Below are 21,346 nucleotides of genomic sequence, written 5' to 3'. Positions count from 1 at the left end.
ATTACTTACAGGAGTTTTTATGAAAAAGTTTTTAGTCCTGGCTTTACTGTTTGCTGCAGGTTTTGTGGCTTCAGCACAGAATCTTTACTATAGATATGAAAAAATATCTTATAATGATGCAACTGAAAAATATCATACAGATTATTTTATAAGGATCTGCAGGGTTCATGATGACGTCAGCATCAGTTATAAGGACTATTTACTGAATGAGCTTTTCGGAAAGGAATACGACTATTACAGGACAAGGATAGTCGTGAACATTAACGGAGACATCATCAGCTTCTATGAGGAATATTCAGATGAATATTTACCTGTTGCACAGTTTAAGATTGAAAGTGACGCAGCTTTAACCAGCTTTAAGGATTTTGATGAAAGCAAAAGCAGTCTTGCAGAAGTTACTGAAACTTTTAATCAGCTCTGTAAGACGGAAAACAAAGATAATAAGCCTTATAACGGATGGTCGTACGGCGGAAAGTTATTTAAGCTGAACAATAACGGCGAATATTTCTGGATTGGTTATGATGATTACTGGCTTGTTAAAAAGAATGGAAACAGTTTTATGGGCTACAGAGTCGATTATAAAAACCGGTATTCATTATTCTCTCTGGAAGAACGGAATCCAAGCGTAGTCTGTTATGCACCGGGTAAGGCTGCCTGCATGAATAGTTTAGGAAATGTAATGAGAACTGATATTTCTGATTTATCAAATCCAAAGCAGGATATGACTTTATGGAACAAATTCATTAATGCCGTAAAAAAATGTGATTCAAGTGAATTAGGCAAAATGCTGGACCATCAGCTTTCTCCTTCAGATTTCAATGAAGAACTTCAGAAAGATGTAATTACGATAATTGCAGAAACAAAAAATCCTGACTTTATATTGAATGCCTTTAAAGCCATTGATGCAGCTTATGGAATTTTTTATCCGTCATACGGCGGATCAGATAATCCCCTGCAGTATCTTATTGAACAGAAAGATTCAAAAAGCGTAAGGAAAGTTCTTGAATGGAAAAATGAACTTGCAGATTTTGCTTCTTTCAACGGTCAGTTTTCACACGCATCTCCTGTACGTAAAGCCGTGGACCTGGATGATGTGGAAATGGTAAAGACAGTTCTTCCATATGTAAAGGATGTTAACAAAATTATCTGCATGGGTTCAAAAGAATCAGACGGAGGAGGTAGTTATAACCATACATGTAACCTTCTTTCTTTTGCAAAGAGTGAAGAAATGAAGAAAGTTCTTATATCTGCAGGAGTAAAAACTTTAATTCCTTATAACGGATATGAGAAGGAAACCTGCCTCATTGATTCAAATGTAAACATCCGGGATTCAGCAGGTCTTTCCGGAAAAAAAATTGACAGGCTTAATAACGGGGAAAAAGTAAAAGTCATTGCAATTGATCCATACTTTTATGACATTGACAACTACAAAGGCCACTGGATTCAGATTGAATATTCAGATGGAAAGAAAAAGGGATACATCTTTGAAAAATATCTGAATCAGTACTGGCAGTAAAAGGCAGTCAAAACTAACTTACCATTTGTATCCTCTTCTTTAATCGGCAGGGTGCAGGGGAGAAAATGCCGGAATTTTATTCAGTCTTTTGTTTTTGGAGGATTCATGTCTGAGACAACTTTGTTTACATCCGGGAAAATTGCTCCACGGCTTTTACGTTTTGCGCTTCCAGTTCTCGGGGCTTTGTTCTTACAGTCCTTTTATGGTGCGGTTGATCTGCTGATTGTAGGGCAGTTTGGAAATGCTGCTGATGTTTCTGCTGTAGCAACCGGAACCATGATGATGCAGACCATAACTTTTATAATCGTTGGGCTTGCTATGGGTACAACCATTCAGATGGGACAGGCTTTGGGTGCCGGGAAAAAAGAAAAGGCCGCAGATATTGTGGGAACGAGTGTAATCTTTTTTGCCCTGCTTGCAATTGTTGTTACTGTCCTGATGATTTTTCTTACAGAGCCGTTTGCACTTCTTATGCAGACTCCAGAAGAAGCCTTTGATAAAACCTGCAGGTATGTTCACATCTGTTCGGCAGGAACGGTTTTTATAACAGCTTACAATATGATGGGCGGTGTTTTCAGGGGAATGGGAGATTCTAAAACTCCGCTTCTGACGGTACTTGTTGCCTGCATCATTAATATTTTTGGAGATCTTCTTTTTGTTGCGGTTTTTCATATGGCTGCAAGCGGGGCTGCCCTGGCAACTGTGATTGCTCAGGCTCTCAGTGTTTTTTTCTGTCTGACTGCTGCAAAAAAAAGAGGCCTTCCTTTTGCTCTTTCAAAAAAGAATATCCGCTGGCAGGGAAATCTTGTGGCCTTAGTCTGTAAAACAGGTGCGCCAATTTCACTTCAGGACGGACTTGTTACGGTTTCGTTTCTTGTGATTGCGGCAATCATTAACGGGCTTGGTCTTATTGCTTCGGCTGGAGTAGGAGTTGCAGAACGGGTCTGCGGATTCATCATGCTTGTTCCTTCTGCATTTTCTCAGTCTTTGAGTGCTTTTGTTGCTCAGAATGTCGGAGCAGAAAAATATGACCGTGCAAAAAAAGCCTTGCTGTATTCCATTGCGGCCTCTCTGGCCTGCGGTCTTTTTATGGGATATTTTGCTTTCTTCCACGGAAATCTTCTGGCTGCAATTTTTTCAAAAGACGGAAAAGTAGTTGCTGCTGCTCATTCATATCTTAAAGCTTATGCCATCGACACTCTTTTTGTTTCTTTTCTTTTCTGCTTTATCGGATATTTTAACGGCTGCGGAAAAACTTCCTTTGTTATGATTCAGGGAATCATTGGTGCGTTCGGCGTACGAATTCCGGTTTCGTATTTAATGAGCCGTACGCTGAATCCAACACTTTTTAGAATCGGTCTTGCAACTCCGTCATCAACTTTCGTGCAGATTATTTTGTGCGGAATTGTATTTTTGCTCTTGGAGAAGAATCCAAGTGAAAAAGACAAATCAGTTTTTAGAATGTATAAAGAATGCGAATCATAAATCTTGTTGAAAATGAAATCGGTGATAGCGGCTGTGATGCAGCTCACGGACATTATGACCATTCAGGCGAACTGTCCAATGATTTTCTTACTTTCTGCCTTTTATAAAAATTACTGCAAAAACGAATGATATTACGTCGCTGATTAAAGAAGCCCAGAGCATGGTGACGATGTTGTGACTGGTCATTGCCAGAATAATTGAGGAAGGCACAAAGACGATTACATCCCGGAGCAGGGCGAGCAGGGTGGATTTGCCGCTTTTCCCCAGGGACTGGAGCATGATGGCGGAAGACTTTATAAAGCAGGTAAGGATGATTCCGATCAAAAAGACTCTGACACAAAGTCAGCTAATCACGTTAATATTTAAATTGGCCGATCTTCCGAAAACGGAAGGTGATATAACTTTCCCGAACGGGAAAATCAATAAAAAAAGACCTGATATGCGAAAATATTTTCCCGTTCGGGAAGATGATTTGTGTTGTATTTTAGCCCTTATATAGCTGATATATCTTACAGAGGAGTTTGAGTAATTATTTATAGTTCACCCAGAATTCTCTGAGCAGCCTCCTTAATCTGTTCCCTTAACTCTGGTGGATTCAATGCTTTTGCACCACCTGTGAATGACATAATCCATGAAGCAGTCTGGTTGAGCTGGTTTGTTTCAAAGGAAAGATATACTGTTCCGTCTGGATTTTCGCGAATAACCTGGTCTTTATGCCAGGTTCGTTCCATTACATAAGTCTTTAAGCTTTTTACAAATTCAATTTCAACTTTAAATTGTTCGCCACTGTTTCCCCAGGCACCCATCTGAACATCAATATGGTCTTCCAATTTGAAATCTTTTGGAATAGAAAACTTGTCTTTTGTAATGATACAGTTTCGCATTCGGGGCATTGCGTAAAGCCTGATTGCCTGGGAGTGGTGTGAGTAACCCAGTAAGTACCAGCTTCCTTTCTGGCAGATAATATGATAAGGATCAAACAATCTGCTTTGATAATTTGAATCTCTGGCGGTCTTATATTCCATATTCAAAGTTTGATGAAGCTTTGTTGCCTTCAGAACGTTCTCAAAAACACCGTCTTCAAAAGTTGTAATTGGATCAGAAATAAAATGAACTTCATTATTAATGAGAGCTGAATCAACAGTAATAGAATCAGGAAGCATTTGAATCAGCTTATTCATCAAATCACGGAAGGATTTTTCCATGGGGGTATTCTTATACTGCTCCATAAGCGGTAGAATTGTTGAAAGTGTAAGAAGTTCTCCTTCCTTCAGCATTACCTGATTTAGAGAAAATGTTGAATCAGTGTAGTAATATCCGTTTTTTCGAAAATCAAATTCAATAGGTGCATCATATTCAGTTTTAAGGATATCAATATAACGTCCAAAAGTACTACGACTGAAATCAGTTCTTAGTTTTTCGTTTAGTTTGTTTGCATTGGGATATTCACCATTTCGTATCGACTGTTCAATCTGAAATAAATAGCGAAGCATATGTGTAGCATTGCGTTCTGTAACCACTTTTTTCTTCTGAGCCATATAAAACCTCTTTTTAATTATATCACACTTTTTTTGAGGGTGCATCATTATTTGCGACACCCCTTGATTTATAATTGAAATGAAGATAAGGAGGTACCTATACGTCCACGTCAAGGCACGCTTCGCTTAGAACCTTGACATGTCCGTTTAAGCACCTCCCTGAATAATAGTGAGGTGCTTATGAAAACACAGATTTTGATTAAAACAGCAAACGATTGGTTTGAATTTTCAAAGAGCAAAACAGGACAGCTCGATTTTGTTGGCAAGTGGGAGAATGATTCTCTACCTGATGTGGAAGGATATCAGGAAATTGTTTCAAGCACTTATTTTTCTCCAGCCTGGTATATATTTGTTCAGAGTGCTTTGAATTGTAATCCGATTATTTATGTTGCATCTGATGTTGATGTATCTGACAAAGATACTTTTGATTATCTGGTACATATTGGACCGCTTATTGCAGCAGTTGAGGCAAAAGATTCTCTTCTTGCTGGTGAATTATTTTTACGCCGTCGGGAAGTATTCGAAAAGTTTGCTCAGCTTACTCAGTACATCATGGAACCTTTGTGCGTGGAGATTCTTTTCTCTATCTGTTATGGAAAGATGAATAATCTTGATGCAGATGAAATTCCTTTGATTTTTGAAAGCGCAAAAAAGAAGCTTGAATTTGATTCTTCACGTGAATCTTTGGAACAGGCTTTTATGCGCTATTTCAAGAAGAATTCGGTAACTCTTACTCTTCCTCTCGTAGGAACAAACTTCTATCATTGGGATGATGATATTGTACCGGAATCATTAACAAAGCTTACGGATAATCTGAATGCAGATAATTTACTTGGTAATGCAGAAAAGATTCGAGCTGCAAAACATTCATTCTACGAAGCTCTTAAGGTGTCTGCACAGGCTGAACCATACAATCAGGCAGATAAGAATGCAATTATTGTGTGTATTGAGAATGTTGAAGCAAAACTTTTTGGTAATCCGGGTCTTGAAAAAGCCGGACATATCCGTGCTCTTGCAGCAAAGATTATCCGCGAAGCAAAGCCAAAGATGATGTCATATTCTGCAAGACTTGTTAGTTTGAATTATCGTCAGATTGTTGTGCAGATGGTAATTTAACTCTTTACACCATATCAAGATACCGGTGATAAGCAGTGTGATATGCTCAGGCTGTTTATGAAGTATGGCTGGAGTATTTTGATATAGCAGATAAGCAGACATTAATTTCTTTTTTTGCTGTAAGTGATTCCGGAGAGACTTCACATTCTACTGCAAGGATTTTTACACCATGGGTTTCAGCTTCTTTAAGTGCGTCTGCAAAGTCTCCGTGTGTTTCCCGGTTTGGTGTAAAATACTTACAGCCTGTCATTTGTACAATAATTAATATCATACATTCGTATTCATGTTTTTTTGAAAGTTCAGTCAGTTCTCTTACATGTTTTAATCCGCGAAGGGTAGGTGCATCAGGAAAGAGTGCGACGCCGTCTTTTTCTAAAGTGCAGCCCTTTACTTCGATAAGACTTTTGTGACGCAATCCATCGTCGTCGTCATATTCGGCGTAAAAATCAAAGCGGGAATCTCCCAGGGTGTATTCCGGCTTTAAGATCTTGAGCTTTGGAAAATATGTTTTATTCTCGCGAATCCATTCTGCTGCAACTTTGTTTGGAGCCTGACTGTCCATGTTGATGAGGATTGTGTGCTGTGGCTGTGCAGGGTGGGGTTGTGAAGCGGAGGCATTTTGCATGGCATGAGTATTTTTAGCTGGGAGCGAGCTTTCTTCCGTCACGATTTTTTCCACCGCAATCAAATCGTATTTTGTCTTCCGCGCGGGATTGTCACTTTCTTCAAGATAGACTGTGGCGTCTGGCACAAGAAGTTCTTTGCATCGTCCGGTGTTCTTTACGTGCACGGTTTCGGTTTTTTCGTCCAGCAGAACATGGGCGATAAAGCGGTTGGGTCGATCGAGAAAGATTGCTTTGCGGATTTTTGGGTAGCGCATACTGGGGATTATAGCATGGAAGGAAGGAGTAAGAAAGTGTTCAGTATTTTGATTATAGCATGAATCTGGAATTTGTTTAATGATTTTTGCGACGGAAAATATCTGGTGATAAAAATGTCCGTTTCTCTATTAAGCTTTTCTTCCATATTTAAGTTGTGATTTAGTGTGATGAAAGTTGAAAAAATAAAACATTGCATTATATTTTAGGCTGTGTTTTAAGAAGACGGTGATGTCTGAATAGTTTAAAAAAGTGTCATTTGCGGAAGCACTGCAATGATATTACTTATCAGACAGCCCCTGATTTTAAACTTGTCATTTCGACTGAAGTGAAGCGGAATGGAGAAATCTTTTTCCCCACTGCGATTGAGGTGACAAAGCGATAAAAATTATTTTAAAGGAGAACACGATGAAAAGTATTTTGAAAAAAATCGCAGGAGTTGCGGTTGCTGCAGTTCTTGCATTGGGAATGTTCAGTTGTTCTAATGGCAATGATGATCCTGTTAAGGAAACAGTAGCAACCCCAGCATTCAGTGTTGCTTCAGGTGTAGTAGACAGCGGAACAAAAGTAACAATCACTTGTGCAACAGAAGGAGCAAAGATTTATTACACAACAGACGGAACTGAGCCAACAGCATCAAGCACAGAATATACAGCAGCAATTAGTGTAACGGAAACCGTAACAGTTAAGGCAATTGCCGTAAAGGACGGAATGAACGACAGTGCTGTTGCAAGTGTTAGTTATACAATAAAAGGAACAGTAGCAACCCCAGCATTCAGTGTTGCTTCAGGTGCAGTAGACAGCGGAACAAAAGTAACAATTATTTGTGCAACAGAAGGAGCAAAGATTTATTACACAACAGACGGAACTGAACCAACAGCGGCAAGCACAGAATATACAGCAGCAATCAGTGTAACGGAAGTCGTAACAGTTAAGGCAATTGCTGTAAAGGACGGAATGTACGACAGTGCTGTTGCAAGTGCTTCATATTTGATTATTCCGACTAAAGCTACTTGTGTTCCAGGAGACTTTGTATTAAAGGACGGAACAATGCTGCCGAAGGATATAACTTTAACTGAAACACAAAAATCAAATGTTGCCGCTGTAATTGTTCGTGCCGCAACAGATGACAAACCTGCCCTTGGCGTAGGAATAGTTCATAACAGAAGCGGTCTTGTATGGTGCACATATAGTGCCGCAGGTTACGAAACAGACATAACTGCTTTGCAGGGAGATAAAACAAGCGGCTACATAGATGGAAGTGACGGCTGGGAAAAACTAAAAGCAGCCTGTTCTGATGCAGAGAATAATCCTGAGAATTACCCTGTATGGAATTATAGTTTAACTTATGCTGAAACAAACGGTCTTACAGGAGACCTTGCAACAGGCTGGTATTTACCAACTGTGGCAGAACTGTACACAATCTATCAGAACAAAACTGCAGTAGATGCAAGCCTTTCAAAAGCAGGCGGAAGCCAGTTTGGCACAAGCGTATACTGGTCTTGTTGTCAGCACCCTTCAGGCTCTTTTATGGCGCGGAAACTGAATTTTGACAATGGCAATGTGGGGGAGGAGGACAAGAGCGACGGTCGCTATTATGTTTGTAGTGTTAGGGCTTTTAACTAGTGGCGCGTAGCGGCACGGATTTAACTATTTAACAATTTTATAATTTCCGGCTACGCCGGAAATTATAACGGGAAAAAAATTATAGCTTTGTAAGAGTAGACAAATAAAACGATATTTTTCTTCATATTTGAAAAATCACTTTTCTGTAGAATATTCCTGCGGGAAAATTAGTTTAATATCTATGGCAAAAGGTAATGCGAACGTAGATTATAAAAAGCTGTGGAAGTTATTGATTGATAAGGACATGAAGAAAACGGACTTGATAACTGTAGCCGGGATTTCCTCAAATGTATTGGCAAAACTGAATAAAGGCGAGTTTGTCTCTATGGAAAGCATTCAAAAAGTTTGTAAGGCTTTGGACTGCGACGTTGGCGATATTTGTGTGATGAATGAAACATCTTCCGCAGAAAATAGATGAAGTGTCATTCGTTGACACTGTAGTGCGATAGAATAGTTTGGAAGGGTGCAGAAGATGGCAAAAATAAATGTAGAAAATGCAGAAATAACGGTTATTCGTCAAAATGAAGATGATTTTATTTCTTTAACAGATATGGCGCGCAGTCAGTTGCAGGAACATATTATTTTTCGTTGGCTGAGTCTAAAAAGTACAATAGAATATCTTGGTGAATGGAAAATGCTCTATAATCCTGATTTTAATTGTACCGAATTCGGTGCAATTAAAAATGCTGCGGGAAGCAATAACTTTGTTCTTTCTGTTAAGACATGGATTGAACGCACGAATGCCATAGGAATTGTATCAAAAGCAGGACGCTACGGTGGAACTTACGCACATAGGGATATTGCTTATCATTTTGGAATGTGGATAAGTCCAAGATTTCAGCTTCTGCTTGTAAAGGTTCGGAATGACCGCGAAACAGTGGAGAGAAGCTAATCCTGATTTAAAGGGTAATATTCGCGACTACGCCACAATCAATCAGTTGATTTGCCTTAGCAATATGGAAAACTTGAATGCAGTATTCATTAACGACGGACTTCCACAAAGCGAGCGCCTGGAAAAATTGAATAAAATTGCCATCCAGCAGATGAAGGTTCTTGAGAATGTTGATGACAGGAGATTGTTGAAATGATTATGGATATGAATGCGGTTGGGGGAGAAAAACAATAATTATGGCAGAATTAACATTATAAGAAGAAAACGGAAAAATATATTGTCCTTTAAAAGATGCATGGCATGTTTCAAAGCCAGAAGAAAAGGTTAGACAAGCGTGGGTTTGCAAACTTGTAAATGAATATGGTTATTCCTTAGAACAAATGGCACAGGAAGTTTCTGTTACGATTTCTAAAAAAGCAAGTGGCGAAGCTCGTGGAGATGGAAATGCTGATTGATATCGGCGAGCGGGCTGGCAGTGGTATTCCAGGCGTTTTTTCCGTGTGGAACAAAGAGTTTGGAATGGAGCCAGAATACTCTCAAAAGATTTCACCAGAGCGAACTACAACTATACTTAGGCTGACCGAGCTTGTAATGGCAAATAATGAGGTAAATGACCCAGTAAACGAAACTTTACTAGGCAAATTGCCTAGTAATCTTGAATTGACTTTCAGGGCAATTTGTGAAGCCAGGCTATTGGGAGATAGTAAAATGAATTTAAGCGAATATATAATACATAATGCATGAACTTGTTGCGAATGATTTGTATTCAGAATTGAAATTTTACAGACAGATAAAGAGGACGAAGCCACCCCCCGCGCCCTTCATAAAAAATCCGGCCTGCCGCTTAAAAAGTTTTTCAACACTAGCGGCATGTTCTACCGGGAGATGGAACTTTCTGCAAAACTCTCTGCTATGAGCGAGGACGAACAGTTTAAGCTTTTAGCCAGCGATGGCATGTTGGTTAAGCGCCCCCTTCTGGTGACCGAAAATGCGGTGTGCACTGGATTCAAAGAAGGGGCATGGAAAGCGGTGCTCCTCAAAAATCCGTGATGGCTTTTGCTGGTACAAATGGTCAGAAAAAATGTGACATTTACCCCGTTTTAGACCCGAAAAAATGTAGTAATCCTTTAGTTTTAGACCGGAAAAAGTGTTATTATCGGAAATATGGAACGTTTTGCCCTTGAAGAACTGAAAAAATGGAAGGAAAACTCAGACAGAAAGCCACTTGTCCTTATGGGAGCACGTCAGGTGGGAAAGACCTGGCTCATGCGGGAGTTTGGAAGACTCTTTTATAAAAATGTCGCCTATGTTTCATTTTACAATAACAGTGCCATGAAAAATCTTTTTGAATCGGACTACGACATTAATCGGCTCATTTCCTACCTGAGCATCGAGGTCGGTTTTGCGATAGAAAAGGAAAACACCCTCATTATTTTTGATGAAATCCAGAACGCTTCCAAGGCCTTTGAATCCCTTAAATATTTTTGCGAAGAGGCGGGGGATTATCATATCATGGCGGCAGGTTCCCATTTGGGAGTCGCCCTTCATCAGGGAGTTTCATATCCGGTAGGAAAGGTTGATTTGCTGAATCTTTATCCCCTGAGCTTTAGGGAATATCTTTGCGCGGTAAACGAGAAAGCGCTTTCGGATGCCCTTTTGTCAAAAGATTTTTCGCTGATAGACGGCTTTGTTGAAAAATACATTTACCACCTGAAGAATTATTATTATGTTGGCGGAATGCCGGAGGTCGTCAAAAACTTTGCCCTTCACGGAGACTATAACGAGGTTCGTCAAATTCAAAAAAACATTCTCGTCCAATACAAGGGTGATTTTGGAAAACATGCCGGAGCCAATGAGCTTTCCAGAATAAACATGGTGTGGGATTCAATTCCAATGCAGCTTGCCAAGGAAAACAGAAAATTCTTTTTCGGCAAGATGAAAAAAGGCGCACGGAGCAGTGAATTTGAAGTTGCCATTCAGTGGCTTTTGGATTCCGGTTTCGTACATAAAGTGAGCCGCGTGAATGAACCCCATGTTCCCCTTTCGGCATACAAGGATTTTTCAGCCTATAAACTTTTTGTGCTTGACGTGGGGCTTTTGTGCGCTATGTCGGAACTGGATGCAAAATCAATTATCGAAGGAAACTCTCTCTTTGTGGAATTTAAAGGTGCGCTAACTGAGCAGTATGTTCTGCAGGAACTTGTCGCTTCGACACCTTATACCGCCTATTATTACGGAAGCGAAAAAGCTACCTTCGAGCAGGATTTCCTCATTCAAAAAGAGAACAAGGTCGTACCCATCGAAGTAAAGGCCGAAACAAATGTCCGTTCCCAAAGCCTCAAAGCCTTTTACGAAAAATACAAGCCGGAACTCTCAGTTCGTTTTTCCCTTCTTCCGTATAAGCAGCAGGACTGGATGGTGAACATACCCCTGTATGCGGTGTGTTTGCTGTGAGGTTTTGTGGATGATATGAAAGAATGAAGCGTAAATAAAGGTTAATAAAAGTCAGATTTTAAATATATAGACAGAACGGCGAATTAAAGAAATGGTTGATTTAAAAAATCACTTACGACGTGAGAGCAGAAAGGTTGTTACAATAAAGACAACTGTTCCCTTATATATTCTACGCTCACCCGTTCCTGTTCCAGTCTGTTTTTTTCATCTGCCGCATCCCTGAGAATCATAAAACATTCATTTTCCGCTTCAGTCAAATTTTCTGGAATCCGCCTACTTTCAAGGATTTTTCCCTCAACCAAAAACTGTTCGTATTCTTCAAGAACATTTTTATCCATGCAGAAAGATTGAATCTGAAGATAATATCGCCTGTAAGTAGAAAGGATGTCAAAGCCGTGCTCGTCCAAATCTCCGAAATAATATAGTCCTTTTGATTTAAACCATTCAATTCCGTTCAGAATATTCACCTTGTAGCCTTGTCCCCAAATGCAGATTGAATCTTTGTATTGTGGAAATGTGAGGTATACCATTTCATTTTCAACGATGAAAATATTCTTTATCTTATGCAAAAAAGATTCATCTAATTTTGAAAAATCATCTAATAGAATCTGACATTCATTTAACCTGCTTTCCGAGAAAGGTAAAATGATGTTATCAGAAAGGCTTCTGAATCTGACAAAATCTGGTTTCGTTTTTAGTCCGAATGTTGCTTCGAATTCAAATCCTGACTCCGCTTTTTCTGTAAGGCTTTTTATTATTTTTTTATTTTGTTCAATGAATTTTGTATGAACAGGTAAAGGAATTTCTCTGATATAGAGATGTGAATCGCAATTCTTGTTTAGCCAATCGGCACAAAGGCAAACATCTGTCCAAAAAGGATTGCTTTCAGGTTCTGCGCATAAATCAGTCAGATGCGATTTTGCCCATTTAACAAATTTCTCATTTGAGAGTAAGTTGCTGTTTTTTATTTGAGAAATGGCGGTGTAAAACAGTTTGTAAGACTTCTTTTCATTTATAAATGATAGATAATCACTTTCATTTTCAAAATAAATTCTAGAAACTTCTGTCTGTTCTCCATTTTTTCGAGAATTTACAGTTTCTAAATCAAGTTTATATCCGGAGCTAGTTTTATTTTTGCTTTTGCTTATTAGAAGTTGCAGCTCTTTTTGACGTGTAAGTAGGTCATCATTTACTTTTCCTTTGTCGGCTTTTATAATCAACGGAAAAAAATCTTCTACAGGAAAAGTTACTGACAAATCAACTTTGTAACGAAGAAAGTCCTTGTATTTGTTTTTAGCTTTGATTTTGATTTCTTCAGGGCTAATCATTTACTTGCTCTCCAATTCTGCTCTTAGTTCTCTAAAACGCTCCATAGTCAATGAAAGCACGCGTGAGGCATCCCCTGTTTTTTGTACCTGATGAACGGAAGAAATATACTCTTCGGCAATATTCAATTTATCAAGTGGAGTTACTATCATAACTTGTAAATCTAGCTGCTTGAAAAGCTGCATTGCATACTGGGCGTTTATACTGTCGCTTTTGCTGAAAACCTCATCAACAATAACAAAACGAAGTGAACGGCTTGTACTTTCGTTTATACCAAACTGATATGCAATTGCAGAGGCAAGAATCGTGTAGGTGAGTTTCGCTTTTTCACCACCACTCAGGCTGTTGCTGTCGCTGTAATAATGAGTTTCTGTTTCATCTTCATATTTCAGTTCTGTTGCTGCAAAACTGTGCCAGTTTCTCAAGTCAAGGATAAATTTTCGGTTGCGCTCATTTTCACGGACAAAATCAATAAAGTCCTTAATGCGGCGGAATTCTTTTTCTTCCTCATCGTCACTTTCGTAGCCGGCGGCATTAGGAATTGCATTTTTTAGCATTCTGTTGAATTCCATAATCTTTTGGTCTCGGTTGTCTGCTATTTTAAGCTGGAGGAATGTCTTAGGATTGTCGCCGTAAGGAATTTTCTTAAGATTATCATTAAGCGTGGCAATTGCTTTTTTAATTTCCTGATTTCCATTATCTATAAAATTTTTGAAGCGTATAATGTCGGCATTCAGATTCTGATGTAAGTATTCCTTGAATTTCGTTTGATATTTTGGAAGCTCGTCCTTTACCAGCCGTTCATAGCAATTATTCCAGTCTGTAAGATATTCCCGTCCTTCAAGCAAATCCGCAAACTGAATTGTCCAGTCACCGAATTTCCTTTTATACTCTTCTTTTGGACTACGAACATTCCGCATATAATCACCCAAATTTTTGATATATGCAGCATAGGATTTGTTTTCGTTTTTTAATTCATTTTCGATTCTGCTATGGATTCTTGTTCTTTCTGCTTCAAGTTTTGTAATATCACCTACAGATTTTATTGTATATTCGGCAATGAAACTCTGAATCGTGTTTTTGATAACAGTTTCATCTGTATCCTGCAAAAATATTTGCCATGCAGACTTATTTTGCGACAGTGACTTTTCTTTTCCTTCAACCTCATTTTTAATTGCACCGATTTGTGTAAGAATTGTCTCGTTCTGTGCTGTCAGTTGCTGTCTTTCATATTTCTTTTCGTCTATCTGTCGCTCAATATCCTCAACATTGTTTTCTTTTGCCAGACGGTTCTTTTCTTCAATTAATTTCTGAATTTCTATTGTGATTGAGTCCGTGTCGATTTCTGAATATGATTTGAATTCAAGGAGCTTCTTTACGCAGTCGTTTTTGATGTCAAGATTTTCAAGCTTTTCTTTTATTTCATTTTCCTGTGCTTTAATTTCAGTAAGTTCCTCTCGAATCTCCTCAATCTGCGATGAAAGAGATTTTCGCTTGTCAAGGTTGTTCCAGCCGAGTACATTTATCGCGTTTGTTCGTTCCTTTATAGAATCATCTTTTTCGTGTTTTATTCCGTTCTTAACAAGTCCTGTGGAAGATATGACTTTGTCGTTCTTTGCTATAACAGGAAAATCATCTGAGCAGATATAATTCCATTTTTCGTAAATGTGGCGGCAAAGCCAAGATGAAAGTTCATGCCCCTGTTTTATTTCAATTTTGCCCAAAACTGTATCTTTACTTGATTCGGGAATAAAATCGCCAAGTTGCAAATCTGTACGCAGATAGACGACTCTTCCGTTCAGGTTATGGCTTTTTACATATTCCGTCACCTTCTGATAGTTTTGTTCGGTAATAAGAATTGTAAGCGCAAGATTATGCAGGAGTCGCTCAATCGCATAGTTCCAGTATTTTTCTTCTTCTTTGACTTGTACAAGTTCGCCTACAAATGGAATTGCCTTTTCAGAAAGTCCTGTGTCTTCTGCAATCTGACGGCGGATGTCTATATTTTTTAGAGGAATATTTGAGCTGCGTGTCCCAAGAGAGCGCAGTTCTTCTGAACAAGCGTCAAGGTTTTCTTTTAAGTCATCATATCTTTTGCGGACTGAATATTTTAACTCGTCAAGCTCATTTTCTTCATCTTGAAATTTCTTTTTACAAGATTCAGTATCTTTTATAAATTTTGAAAACTCTTCATCAGAATGAGGGACTTGCAATCCCAGTACATTTGCATTTCTCTCAAAGATATTCCTGTCGTTCTGAATGTCTTGTTTTTCCTTCTCTTTTCCTTGTATCTGCCTCTCTTTTTCCCTGACAATCTGAATTCCAGAGTTGTTTGACAGAACTTCAATGTCGTTGGAAAGTCTTTCAATCTGTGATTTTATATCTTTGTTCTGGCTTTCAAGATTTTCTTTCTCCTGCTTTTTGTCATTAATTTCTTCGGTAAGAATTTCAATCGCAGTTTTTGAATACCATGCAGGAAGAGTGTCCTGATCATTAGTCAGCTTTTCTTTCTTCTGTTCTGACTCCTCAATTTCTTTGCCTGTGTCAACAACGGGCTTTAAAAGTTCAAGCTGACATTTTGTCTTGGCGATTTCATTTTCACACTGAATGAGCTTTTCATAGTTGCTTTGCAGATTCTCAAATTCCCCATCGACATCAATTCCTTCAATCATTTTTTGACGGATAAATTCATTGAGGTTCCCCAGCTCTTTCATACCGACAATTTGGGCGAACAATTTTAATGCTTTGTTTTCGCTGTCTTCCCGAAGACCAAAAAGATTCTTGAATCGGGCTGCATATTTTGAAAATCCGTCAGAATCCCAAAAATCCGTACCGCATTTGTTTTTCAGAATTTGCCGCCATTTTTTGTCACGGTCTAACTTGGCATTCTCTTTTTGTAAAATTGAATTTATATCTTCTATTAAAAGTTTGCTTTCTGTTACACATTCATAGGCCACAAGCTCACTGCTTGAAAAATATCTGACTTGCATCAAAGAGATATTCTGCTTTGTGACTTCATTGCAGAAAATGCCGTTGATTATTGAAATGCAGTTTTTGTCACGCAGAAATTTAGTTTTTCCGGAATGTGAAGATTCATCAGAAGATGTTCCGTAAGCTCCGAGAACATAACTTTCTTCATCTCGTTCCTTGTCCTTAGTGTTCCCTGATGAAGACTGATTATAGAGTCGGTAGCGTTTTGGAACAAGCAGGGTGATTATTGCATCAACAATCGTTGTTTTTCCGCTTCCGTTTCGTCCTGTCAGAAGTGTTGATTTGTCGTCAAAATCAAAAGTGAAAATCTTGTCATTCTGGAGAATGCCCCAGTTATACAGCTGAAGCGTGTTAAGGCGGAATCCAGCCTGCTCGGACTCATCAAAAATAAATTCGTTATTCATTGTCAGTCTCTCTCTCTTTGAGCTTTCTCATAAATTCCTCACAAAACTTTGAGTCTATTTTTGCACGGACATAACGACGCACCTCGTATTCACTTTCTTTTTCCATGTCGTCTGGATTCTGTTCTTTTAAAAGCCCTAGTTCACACAGACGGTTCAAATTTTTCTTGAAATTATTTCGTGCCGTAATCTGGTCTGTTTTTGATGTGTAGAACATGGCGAACTGTTCGTAAAGTTCACTCTCTCGCAGAATCAGGACAGATGATTTGTTTTGAGAATTATTAGGATTATCAAACTTGTTCAGTTCGTCACGAAGCAAAATGCAGAGAAAGGACTGCTCTTCGGTAAGTGAAATCTGTCGTATTAATCTTGAAACATTGTCATCTTCCTCATTCAAGTCATTCTGTTGCAAAAATGCAAAACCATCCGCCTTGTCAATTGCAACGCTTACGCCAAGAATTGCAAAGAAGGCCTGAATATCGCTTTCATACATTTCAAGTTTTTCCCACAGCTTGTCGTTTACATTTTGCCTGAAAAGCGGCCCTTGCAGCAGTTTTATGCAGACTTGTGACCAAGGTTTTAAATTTGAATCAGCCATTGTGGCCTCCTTTGAAAATTAGTTTTGGCACAGTCACCTTTATTATATTTCCCTTATTTTCATACCGAATCATTTCCCTTGAACCTTCATCAATTGTCAAATCCTTTTCAGAATTTAACAAATCATAATAGACTGCAATTTCTGCCATTCCTTTTGTGATGGGGTATTCGGAAAGTAAGTCTCCCAATGTAAATTGCGAAACATGCTTTTTTCGGTATGCAGATATATTCTGAATCAGCTGCTTTCGGTCAATAAAAAATTGAGTGAGTAAATCGTTATAATCAGAAATGTCGATGTCAGATGAATCAAACTTTTCCATCTCACTGAATTCTTTCTGCATGTTCGGATGAACTGGCACAAAAGAACGTGTAAGTATTGCTCTTGTATCAAACTTCATAAAGTCGCGCTGGTTTGTGTAATCATCGGCTTTAAATTTTTCCGAAGCGATTTTTTTTATGTCAGTAATAAGCGAATTAAGTTTCTGATAGTTTCCGTTCTGATTCTGTTGAAGGACACGACTCAATCTGTCTGTGATTCCATGTTTTGTATCTATGATTTTGCTTCCTGCTTCAAAGAGATTTTTCTTGAAGTTTAAGAGAAAATCGGTGTCTAAAGTATCAAGCTGATTTATTTCTGATGTTGCAGAAATTTTTTCTATAATTGCGTTCGCGATTGAATTAATTTCGTTGTCATTGTCTTCTGCAATAAATTTCCAGAAAGCATCAAAAGACTGACCTTGCGGAGATTCACGCAATTTTTCATCAGTATCAAGCGCAAAGCCCAGAATGTCACCCTTTGAATAGTTAAGTTCACTCTGCTTTTTGTAAATCTCTGCACCTGCCTGTCTGAAATTATCCTCGACTTGGCGGAAATCGTTCAGTAAATCTTTTCCGTTTCTGAGACATAAGTCAACCATTTCAAAAATCTGTACGGGAGAATAGGATTCGACTTTACCACCTTCTTCCAAGCGTTTAATTTCTTTTTCAATATTTGCTTTTTCCTGCCGTAATGCTTTTAGCCGTGTCGCCGTGTCTTCCGTAATGTGCTGATACAAATCGTGCAGCTGGTCTAAAATTGATTTGAACTGGGATTCCGTGCCGATGAATTTTTTTGGTTTTAAGTCATCAAGCCAGTTGAAAAGCTTTAAAATGCTCGGAGTCAGCTCAAGAACCGCCTCACGCTCGTTGTTGTGGTAGCGCATAAGATAGCCTTTCTTACACCATTTTTCAACATATGCTCGGATTTTCTGTTTTCTGTCTTTTTGTTCTAAAGAAGACTCATCAGATTCATCTAAATTTTCTGCATCAAAATCATTAAGTTCTTCTTTGTGGTCTTTTAGGAAGGTGCCGAGATGAATTTCAAAATCTGCTGCCAGTACAGACAACTTGCTGAAAACAATGAACTCCTGATAAAAGAAAGAAATAACAAGGCCTGCAGAATTTGATTTTAGGAGCGAGTAGCCAGGGTCATTTTTTATAAGATTTTCAAAATAATTGCTATCTGTCCTTATCATTATTACTCCTCTTCCTTCCTCAGTCCAATATAGAAATCAAGGCGTTCAAGCAGGGCTTTTGCAAAAAGGGATTCCATTGCGCCAAGATTATGGTGGACATGGTATGAGTCAAATGCGTCGTAGTAGGCAAGGCGGTCAGCAAACTTGATGTTTATTGGCGGAAAACCGGCCTTCATAAGTTCAAGATTTACTAAAAGTCGTCCAGTTCTTCCGTTGCCGTCAATAAAAGGATGAATTGCTTCAAAGTCAATATGGAACCGGGCTAATTTTGTGACTATGTGTCTTTCATCCCTTGCAAAATCTTGAAGAAGACTTTCTAATTTCGGCTGAATCAAATATGGCTGGACTGGCTCGTGGGCGGCTCCTGCTATTATTACAGGAATTTTTCTGTATGTGCCGCGGTCTTCTTTTTTATCTGCAAGGACAAGATAGTGAATGTCTTTTATGACACGCTCTGAAAGTGGCTCGTTTTTCTGAACAAGGCTTGCAACATAGTCGAATGCTTCTTTATGACCGATTGCTTCAAGGTGATGGGAAAGTGGCTTCCTGTCTATTGTAAGTCCACGAAGAACAAGGTCTGTTTCCCTCAGCGTAAGAGTGTTGCCTTCTATGGCATTTGAGTTGTAAGTGTATTCGGTGACAAATTGTTCGTTAAGGCGTTCGAGTTCACCCTGGGTGAAAGGCCGAAGAGTGTCAAGGTGTCGCTTCTTTTCATCGATAAGGGAAAGAAGATTTTCCTGTTTTGTAAGTCGCCCGTCGCGGGGTTTTACAGCATCAAGGGGAATACGCCAGCCACGACCGATTTGCATGGCTCCAGGAATTTTTCCCTGTGAACACAAGACCCGGATTCTTCGCTCTGAGATATTCCATTTTTCCGCAGCCTGATTAGCTGTCAAAAAGGTTCCGTCTGATTTCATCATTATGATTATAGCATGTATCGGAACAATCTACAATTATCGGAATAAAAGAGAAGCGTTTAGCGGAATGAAGGAAAATCGTTAAGCTATAAGTTTATAAAAATTCCTAACATAAAAATTGTCCCCAAAAAGTTATGTTTCCAAAATCATTCCTCCTTTAAAATATATATGAAATTATGATATAAAGGAGTTGAATTATGGAAGAAACTACATCAAATACACAGTATGGAAGCATAAAAATCAGCCAGGTTGTAAAAATTCTAATCGCTGGTATAGGACAAAGTGCTTTGCTTGATAGCGTAGAACGGACAGACTTTGATAAAACAAAGAAAATGCTTGGAAGAATAAAAACAATTGATGATAACGACAGTAAAACCTCTTTTAAGCAGATTTCAGAATTTGAAAATTTACTATTAACTTTCGGTTCGTGGGCAATGATGAAAGGCTATATCAAATCCTGCAGTTTCATAGTTTTGTTTTATTATGAATTAAAATCAATGATTCATGAAATTGACAATCCGTTAGGCACGGCACAAGAAAATGTACAAAATCATCTTCTGTTTTCAATAAGAAATATTTTAGTTCGTTTTTTTACTGATATGAACGAAAACTATTCGAATGATTCCGTCTTGCGAAATTGGAGCGACACTTTATCAATTTTTGATGTGTGGGGTATCAGCGAAGATTACGAGAATGATATTTCGCCAATAAAATCTTCATTTGATTTTTTAAAATGGATGGCAAATGATAAAAAAGAAACTGAGATTGAGTGGGATAAACTTTCTCAAGATACGAATCTATACACAAAAATTGAACGATGGTGTTCTAGAAAGCAAAGACCGTCCTGGAACGAAATAAAGCAATTTCTTGATGTTCGCCCTTTTCCAACAGATGAAAGAATTGCTGAATTTGAAAAATATAAAGACAATGAGTTTTCTAACGATTTTTACAATGCTTTTAAGGAGGTTATGACTAAAAAACGAACAAATCTCCATCTTTCTGACAGTTCACTTGAAAACCCTGCTAAAAATGAATTTAACGGAATAAGTTATATATATCCAGCTTTCAGCAATATGCTTTTCTTTGCTTGTTTTGTGACAAATATTGCAGACTCAATGGAAGAAGAAAAATTAATTTCAAAAGAGTTTCGTAGTAATGTTCGAAATGGCCTGCGACTTTTCTATAGAGATTTCTTTTTTGGCAAACTTTCAAAGAAAAACAAAGAATACAAAGAAAATATACTGTATATGATTTTAACGGACAGTATTTATTATGGAAAAAATTCAGACCATTCTATTTATAAAAAATCAAAAGAGGAAAAGTTGTTTCTGAAAAATATCGGAAAGCCGTTTGATAAAAAACTGAATTATAAAAATATTTTAGAAAAATTTTCAAAAGAAAAAATAGGACAATCCACTGTATTCTATAAAAACTGGAAACTTGGCGAGTTTTATGAAATAAATGGTGAATGTGAGTTAGCCGCACATTTCTTTGTTGAAGCCTTTGAACAAGGCAGATATTTTGCAGGTAAATATATGAAACCTTTTTTATTCGAGGCGATAAATTTTTCTTCGTTAGGCAATGAAAATAAAACCACCATCCGAAGAATGGTGGAATTTGCAGAGATGCTTTTTCCTAACGGACCGAACTCGTAAGATGATATCCGTTTCCCTGCGGACACTTGTACACAAAAAGCGTAATCCCGGCACTTTTCCTTATATTTACCATTTTTTCGGCATCTTGTGCAGTCGGGTAGGCATCTTTCTTTTTACCGTTGTGGTCGGTACATGAACAGACCGAGGAAAGTTTTTCACAGTAAAACTCGGTCGGTTTTAAGTGATACTTTCCACAAGCATTGCACTTATATGCAGTCAGCGAGATTCCGCTTTGCGAATACTGATAATCGGCGCTTTCCTGTGCTTCTGAAAAACTCCTGTAAACAGAAAGTGGATTGCCTGATTTGGAAAAGCAGGTTTCGCTTTTATGGGTGATGTAGATGTTTGAAAGCTTCATTTTCATTGCTTTGCTCCTAAAATAAGATTTATGCCTTGATTTTACGGAGTTTTATTTGTGTGTGATACGACTTTTTGGGGAC

Annotated in this window: 20 protein-coding genes; 12 read left to right on the top strand and 8 right to left on the bottom strand. The window is 38.3% G+C overall.

Going from position 1 to position 21,346, the window contains the following annotated elements; all coding sequences use genetic code 11:
- The first annotated feature begins 19 nt into the window (after positions 1-19).
- Positions 20-1,516 (top strand): SH3 domain-containing protein, encoded by a 1,497-nt coding sequence (locus HNP77_RS11205; protein ID WP_184653400.1) that lies wholly within the window; start codon positions 20-22, stop codon positions 1,514-1,516.
- A 105-nt stretch (positions 1,517-1,621) separates the two neighbouring features.
- Positions 1,622-3,001: an MATE family efflux transporter gene (locus HNP77_RS11200; RefSeq protein ID WP_184653397.1), complete on the top strand. Its 1,380-nt coding sequence runs from the start codon at positions 1,622-1,624 to the stop codon at positions 2,999-3,001.
- A 533-nt stretch (positions 3,002-3,534) separates the two neighbouring features.
- On the opposite strand, the gene HNP77_RS11195 is transcribed toward HNP77_RS11200, so the two are convergent.
- Positions 3,535-4,539, bottom strand: coding sequence for a helix-turn-helix transcriptional regulator (locus tag HNP77_RS11195; protein ID WP_184653395.1), 1,005 nt, complete (start codon positions 4,537-4,539; stop codon positions 3,535-3,537).
- A gap of 180 nt (positions 4,540-4,719) precedes the next feature.
- Between HNP77_RS11195 and HNP77_RS11190 the strand changes: the two genes are divergently transcribed.
- On the top strand, positions 4,720-5,655 hold the full coding sequence (locus HNP77_RS11190; RefSeq protein ID WP_184653393.1) for a hypothetical protein: 936 nt from the start codon (positions 4,720-4,722) through the stop codon (positions 5,653-5,655).
- 55 nt (positions 5,656-5,710) lie between these two features.
- Here HNP77_RS11190 and HNP77_RS11185 read toward each other — a convergent pair whose 3' ends face one another.
- A complete protein-coding gene (locus tag HNP77_RS11185; RefSeq protein WP_184653391.1) occupies positions 5,711-6,535 on the bottom strand; it encodes a DNA/RNA nuclease SfsA in 825 nt (274 codons plus the stop codon).
- Positions 6,536-6,941: 406 nt separating this feature from the next.
- Here HNP77_RS11185 and HNP77_RS11180 point away from each other — a divergent pair, with 406 nt between their 5' ends.
- The 8 genes from HNP77_RS11180 to HNP77_RS11150 all read left to right on the top strand — a co-directional run bounded on the left by HNP77_RS11180 (position 6,942) and on the right by HNP77_RS11150 (position 11,505).
- Positions 6,942-8,159: a chitobiase/beta-hexosaminidase C-terminal domain-containing protein gene (locus tag HNP77_RS11180; protein ID WP_184653389.1), complete on the top strand. Its 1,218-nt coding sequence runs from the start codon at positions 6,942-6,944 to the stop codon at positions 8,157-8,159.
- A gap of 181 nt (positions 8,160-8,340) precedes the next feature.
- Positions 8,341-8,577, top strand: a complete 237-nt coding sequence (locus HNP77_RS11175) for a helix-turn-helix domain-containing protein (protein WP_184653387.1) — start codon at positions 8,341-8,343, stop codon at positions 8,575-8,577.
- A gap of 54 nt (positions 8,578-8,631) precedes the next feature.
- Positions 8,632-9,051, top strand: a complete 420-nt coding sequence (locus HNP77_RS11170; protein WP_246428934.1) for a KilA-N domain-containing protein — start codon at positions 8,632-8,634, stop codon at positions 9,049-9,051.
- The gene (locus tag HNP77_RS12405) at positions 9,023-9,247 is read left to right on the top strand and encodes a hypothetical protein (RefSeq protein WP_246428933.1); all 225 of its coding nucleotides are present in this window, start codon (positions 9,023-9,025) and stop codon (positions 9,245-9,247) included. The genes HNP77_RS11170 and HNP77_RS12405 overlap by 29 nt, the downstream gene beginning before the upstream one ends.
- Before the next feature lie 76 nt (positions 9,248-9,323).
- A complete protein-coding gene (locus HNP77_RS12540) occupies positions 9,324-9,506 on the top strand; it encodes a type I restriction enzyme HsdR N-terminal domain-containing protein (protein WP_184653595.1) in 183 nt (60 codons plus the stop codon).
- A complete protein-coding gene (locus tag HNP77_RS11160) occupies positions 9,496-9,795 on the top strand; it encodes a hypothetical protein (RefSeq protein WP_184653385.1) in 300 nt (99 codons plus the stop codon). The genes HNP77_RS12540 and HNP77_RS11160 overlap by 11 nt, the downstream gene beginning before the upstream one ends.
- Positions 9,796-9,822: 27 nt before the next feature.
- On the top strand, positions 9,823-10,101 hold the full coding sequence (locus HNP77_RS11155) for an ArsC/Spx/MgsR family protein (RefSeq protein ID WP_184653594.1): 279 nt from the start codon (positions 9,823-9,825) through the stop codon (positions 10,099-10,101).
- Between the two features lie 114 nt (positions 10,102-10,215).
- A complete protein-coding gene (locus HNP77_RS11150) occupies positions 10,216-11,505 on the top strand; it encodes an ATP-binding protein (protein ID WP_184653383.1) in 1,290 nt (429 codons plus the stop codon).
- Positions 11,506-11,642: 137 nt separating this feature from the next.
- Here the strand turns inward: HNP77_RS11150 and HNP77_RS11145 are convergent, their stop codons facing one another.
- From HNP77_RS11145 to HNP77_RS11125, 5 genes are read right to left on the bottom strand one after another with little or no spacing between them, the layout of a single operon-like run.
- On the bottom strand, positions 11,643-12,833 hold the full coding sequence (locus HNP77_RS11145) for a Wadjet anti-phage system protein JetD domain-containing protein (RefSeq protein ID WP_184653381.1): 1,191 nt from the start codon (positions 12,831-12,833) through the stop codon (positions 11,643-11,645).
- Complete coding sequence (locus HNP77_RS11140) at positions 12,834-16,226, bottom strand: ATP-binding protein (RefSeq protein ID WP_184653379.1); 3,393 nt, start codon at positions 16,224-16,226, stop codon at positions 12,834-12,836.
- Complete coding sequence (locus HNP77_RS11135; RefSeq protein WP_184653377.1) at positions 16,219-16,821, bottom strand: DUF4194 domain-containing protein; 603 nt, start codon at positions 16,819-16,821, stop codon at positions 16,219-16,221. The genes HNP77_RS11140 and HNP77_RS11135 overlap by 8 nt, the downstream gene beginning before the upstream one ends.
- Positions 16,814-18,334: a DUF3375 family protein gene (locus HNP77_RS11130; protein ID WP_184653376.1), complete on the bottom strand. Its 1,521-nt coding sequence runs from the start codon at positions 18,332-18,334 to the stop codon at positions 16,814-16,816. Before HNP77_RS11130 ends, HNP77_RS11135 begins: the two co-directional genes overlap by 8 nt.
- A gap of 2 nt (positions 18,335-18,336) precedes the next feature.
- A complete protein-coding gene (locus HNP77_RS11125; protein WP_184653374.1) occupies positions 18,337-19,251 on the bottom strand; it encodes a Fic family protein in 915 nt (304 codons plus the stop codon).
- 197 nt (positions 19,252-19,448) lie between these two features.
- Here HNP77_RS11125 and HNP77_RS11120 point away from each other — a divergent pair, with 197 nt between their 5' ends.
- Positions 19,449-20,906 carry a hypothetical protein gene (locus tag HNP77_RS11120; protein WP_184653372.1) on the top strand — a complete coding sequence of 486 codons (1,458 nt, stop codon included), beginning with the start codon at positions 19,449-19,451 and terminating at the stop codon, positions 20,904-20,906.
- Here the strand turns inward: HNP77_RS11120 and HNP77_RS11115 are convergent.
- Positions 20,887-21,270 (bottom strand): hypothetical protein, encoded by a 384-nt coding sequence (locus HNP77_RS11115; RefSeq protein ID WP_184653371.1) that lies wholly within the window; start codon positions 21,268-21,270, stop codon positions 20,887-20,889. The two genes, HNP77_RS11120 and HNP77_RS11115, sit on opposite strands and share 20 nt — an antisense overlap.
- Positions 21,271-21,346: the final 76 nt, after the last annotated feature.

It is taken from the genome of Treponema rectale (genome assembly GCF_014202035.1).
GTDB classification, from domain to species: Bacteria; Spirochaetota; Spirochaetia; order Treponematales; family Treponemataceae; genus Treponema_D; species Treponema_D rectale.
Note: the sequence above shows the minus strand (reverse complement) of the source record. Positions and strands in the feature narration are given on the sequence as shown.

What these genes read in the sequence shown, in the direction of transcription:
- HNP77_RS11205 (WP_184653400.1), top strand. Translation starts at nt 20, where the DNA reads ATGAAAAAGTTTTTAGTCCTGGCTTTACTGTTTGCTGCAGGTTTTGTG.
- HNP77_RS11200 (WP_184653397.1), top strand. Translation starts at nt 1,622, where the DNA reads ATGTCTGAGACAACTTTGTTTACATCCGGGAAAATTGCTCCACGGCTT.
- HNP77_RS11195 (WP_184653395.1), bottom strand. Translation starts at nt 4,539, where the DNA reads ATGGCTCAGAAGAAAAAAGTGGTTACAGAACGCAATGCTACACATATG.
- HNP77_RS11190 (WP_184653393.1), top strand. Translation starts at nt 4,720, where the DNA reads ATGAAAACACAGATTTTGATTAAAACAGCAAACGATTGGTTTGAATTT.
- HNP77_RS11185 (WP_184653391.1), bottom strand. Translation starts at nt 6,535, where the DNA reads ATGCGCTACCCAAAAATCCGCAAAGCAATCTTTCTCGATCGACCCAAC.
- HNP77_RS11180 (WP_184653389.1), top strand. Translation starts at nt 6,942, where the DNA reads ATGAAAAGTATTTTGAAAAAAATCGCAGGAGTTGCGGTTGCTGCAGTT.
- HNP77_RS11175 (WP_184653387.1), top strand. Translation starts at nt 8,341, where the DNA reads ATGGCAAAAGGTAATGCGAACGTAGATTATAAAAAGCTGTGGAAGTTA.
- HNP77_RS11170 (WP_246428934.1), top strand. Translation starts at nt 8,632, where the DNA reads ATGGCAAAAATAAATGTAGAAAATGCAGAAATAACGGTTATTCGTCAA.
- HNP77_RS12405 (WP_246428933.1), top strand. Translation starts at nt 9,023, where the DNA reads ATGACCGCGAAACAGTGGAGAGAAGCTAATCCTGATTTAAAGGGTAAT.
- HNP77_RS11160 (WP_184653385.1), top strand. Translation starts at nt 9,496, where the DNA reads ATGCTGATTGATATCGGCGAGCGGGCTGGCAGTGGTATTCCAGGCGTT.
- HNP77_RS11150 (WP_184653383.1), top strand. Translation starts at nt 10,216, where the DNA reads ATGGAACGTTTTGCCCTTGAAGAACTGAAAAAATGGAAGGAAAACTCA.
- HNP77_RS11145 (WP_184653381.1), bottom strand. Translation starts at nt 12,833, where the DNA reads ATGATTAGCCCTGAAGAAATCAAAATCAAAGCTAAAAACAAATACAAG.
- HNP77_RS11140 (WP_184653379.1), bottom strand. Translation starts at nt 16,226, where the DNA reads ATGAATAACGAATTTATTTTTGATGAGTCCGAGCAGGCTGGATTCCGC.
- HNP77_RS11135 (WP_184653377.1), bottom strand. Translation starts at nt 16,821, where the DNA reads ATGGCTGATTCAAATTTAAAACCTTGGTCACAAGTCTGCATAAAACTG.
- HNP77_RS11130 (WP_184653376.1), bottom strand. Translation starts at nt 18,334, where the DNA reads ATGATAAGGACAGATAGCAATTATTTTGAAAATCTTATAAAAAATGAC.
- HNP77_RS11125 (WP_184653374.1), bottom strand. Translation starts at nt 19,251, where the DNA reads ATGAAATCAGACGGAACCTTTTTGACAGCTAATCAGGCTGCGGAAAAA.
- HNP77_RS11120 (WP_184653372.1), top strand. Translation starts at nt 19,449, where the DNA reads ATGGAAGAAACTACATCAAATACACAGTATGGAAGCATAAAAATCAGC.
- HNP77_RS11115 (WP_184653371.1), bottom strand. Translation starts at nt 21,270, where the DNA reads ATGAAAATGAAGCTTTCAAACATCTACATCACCCATAAAAGCGAAACC.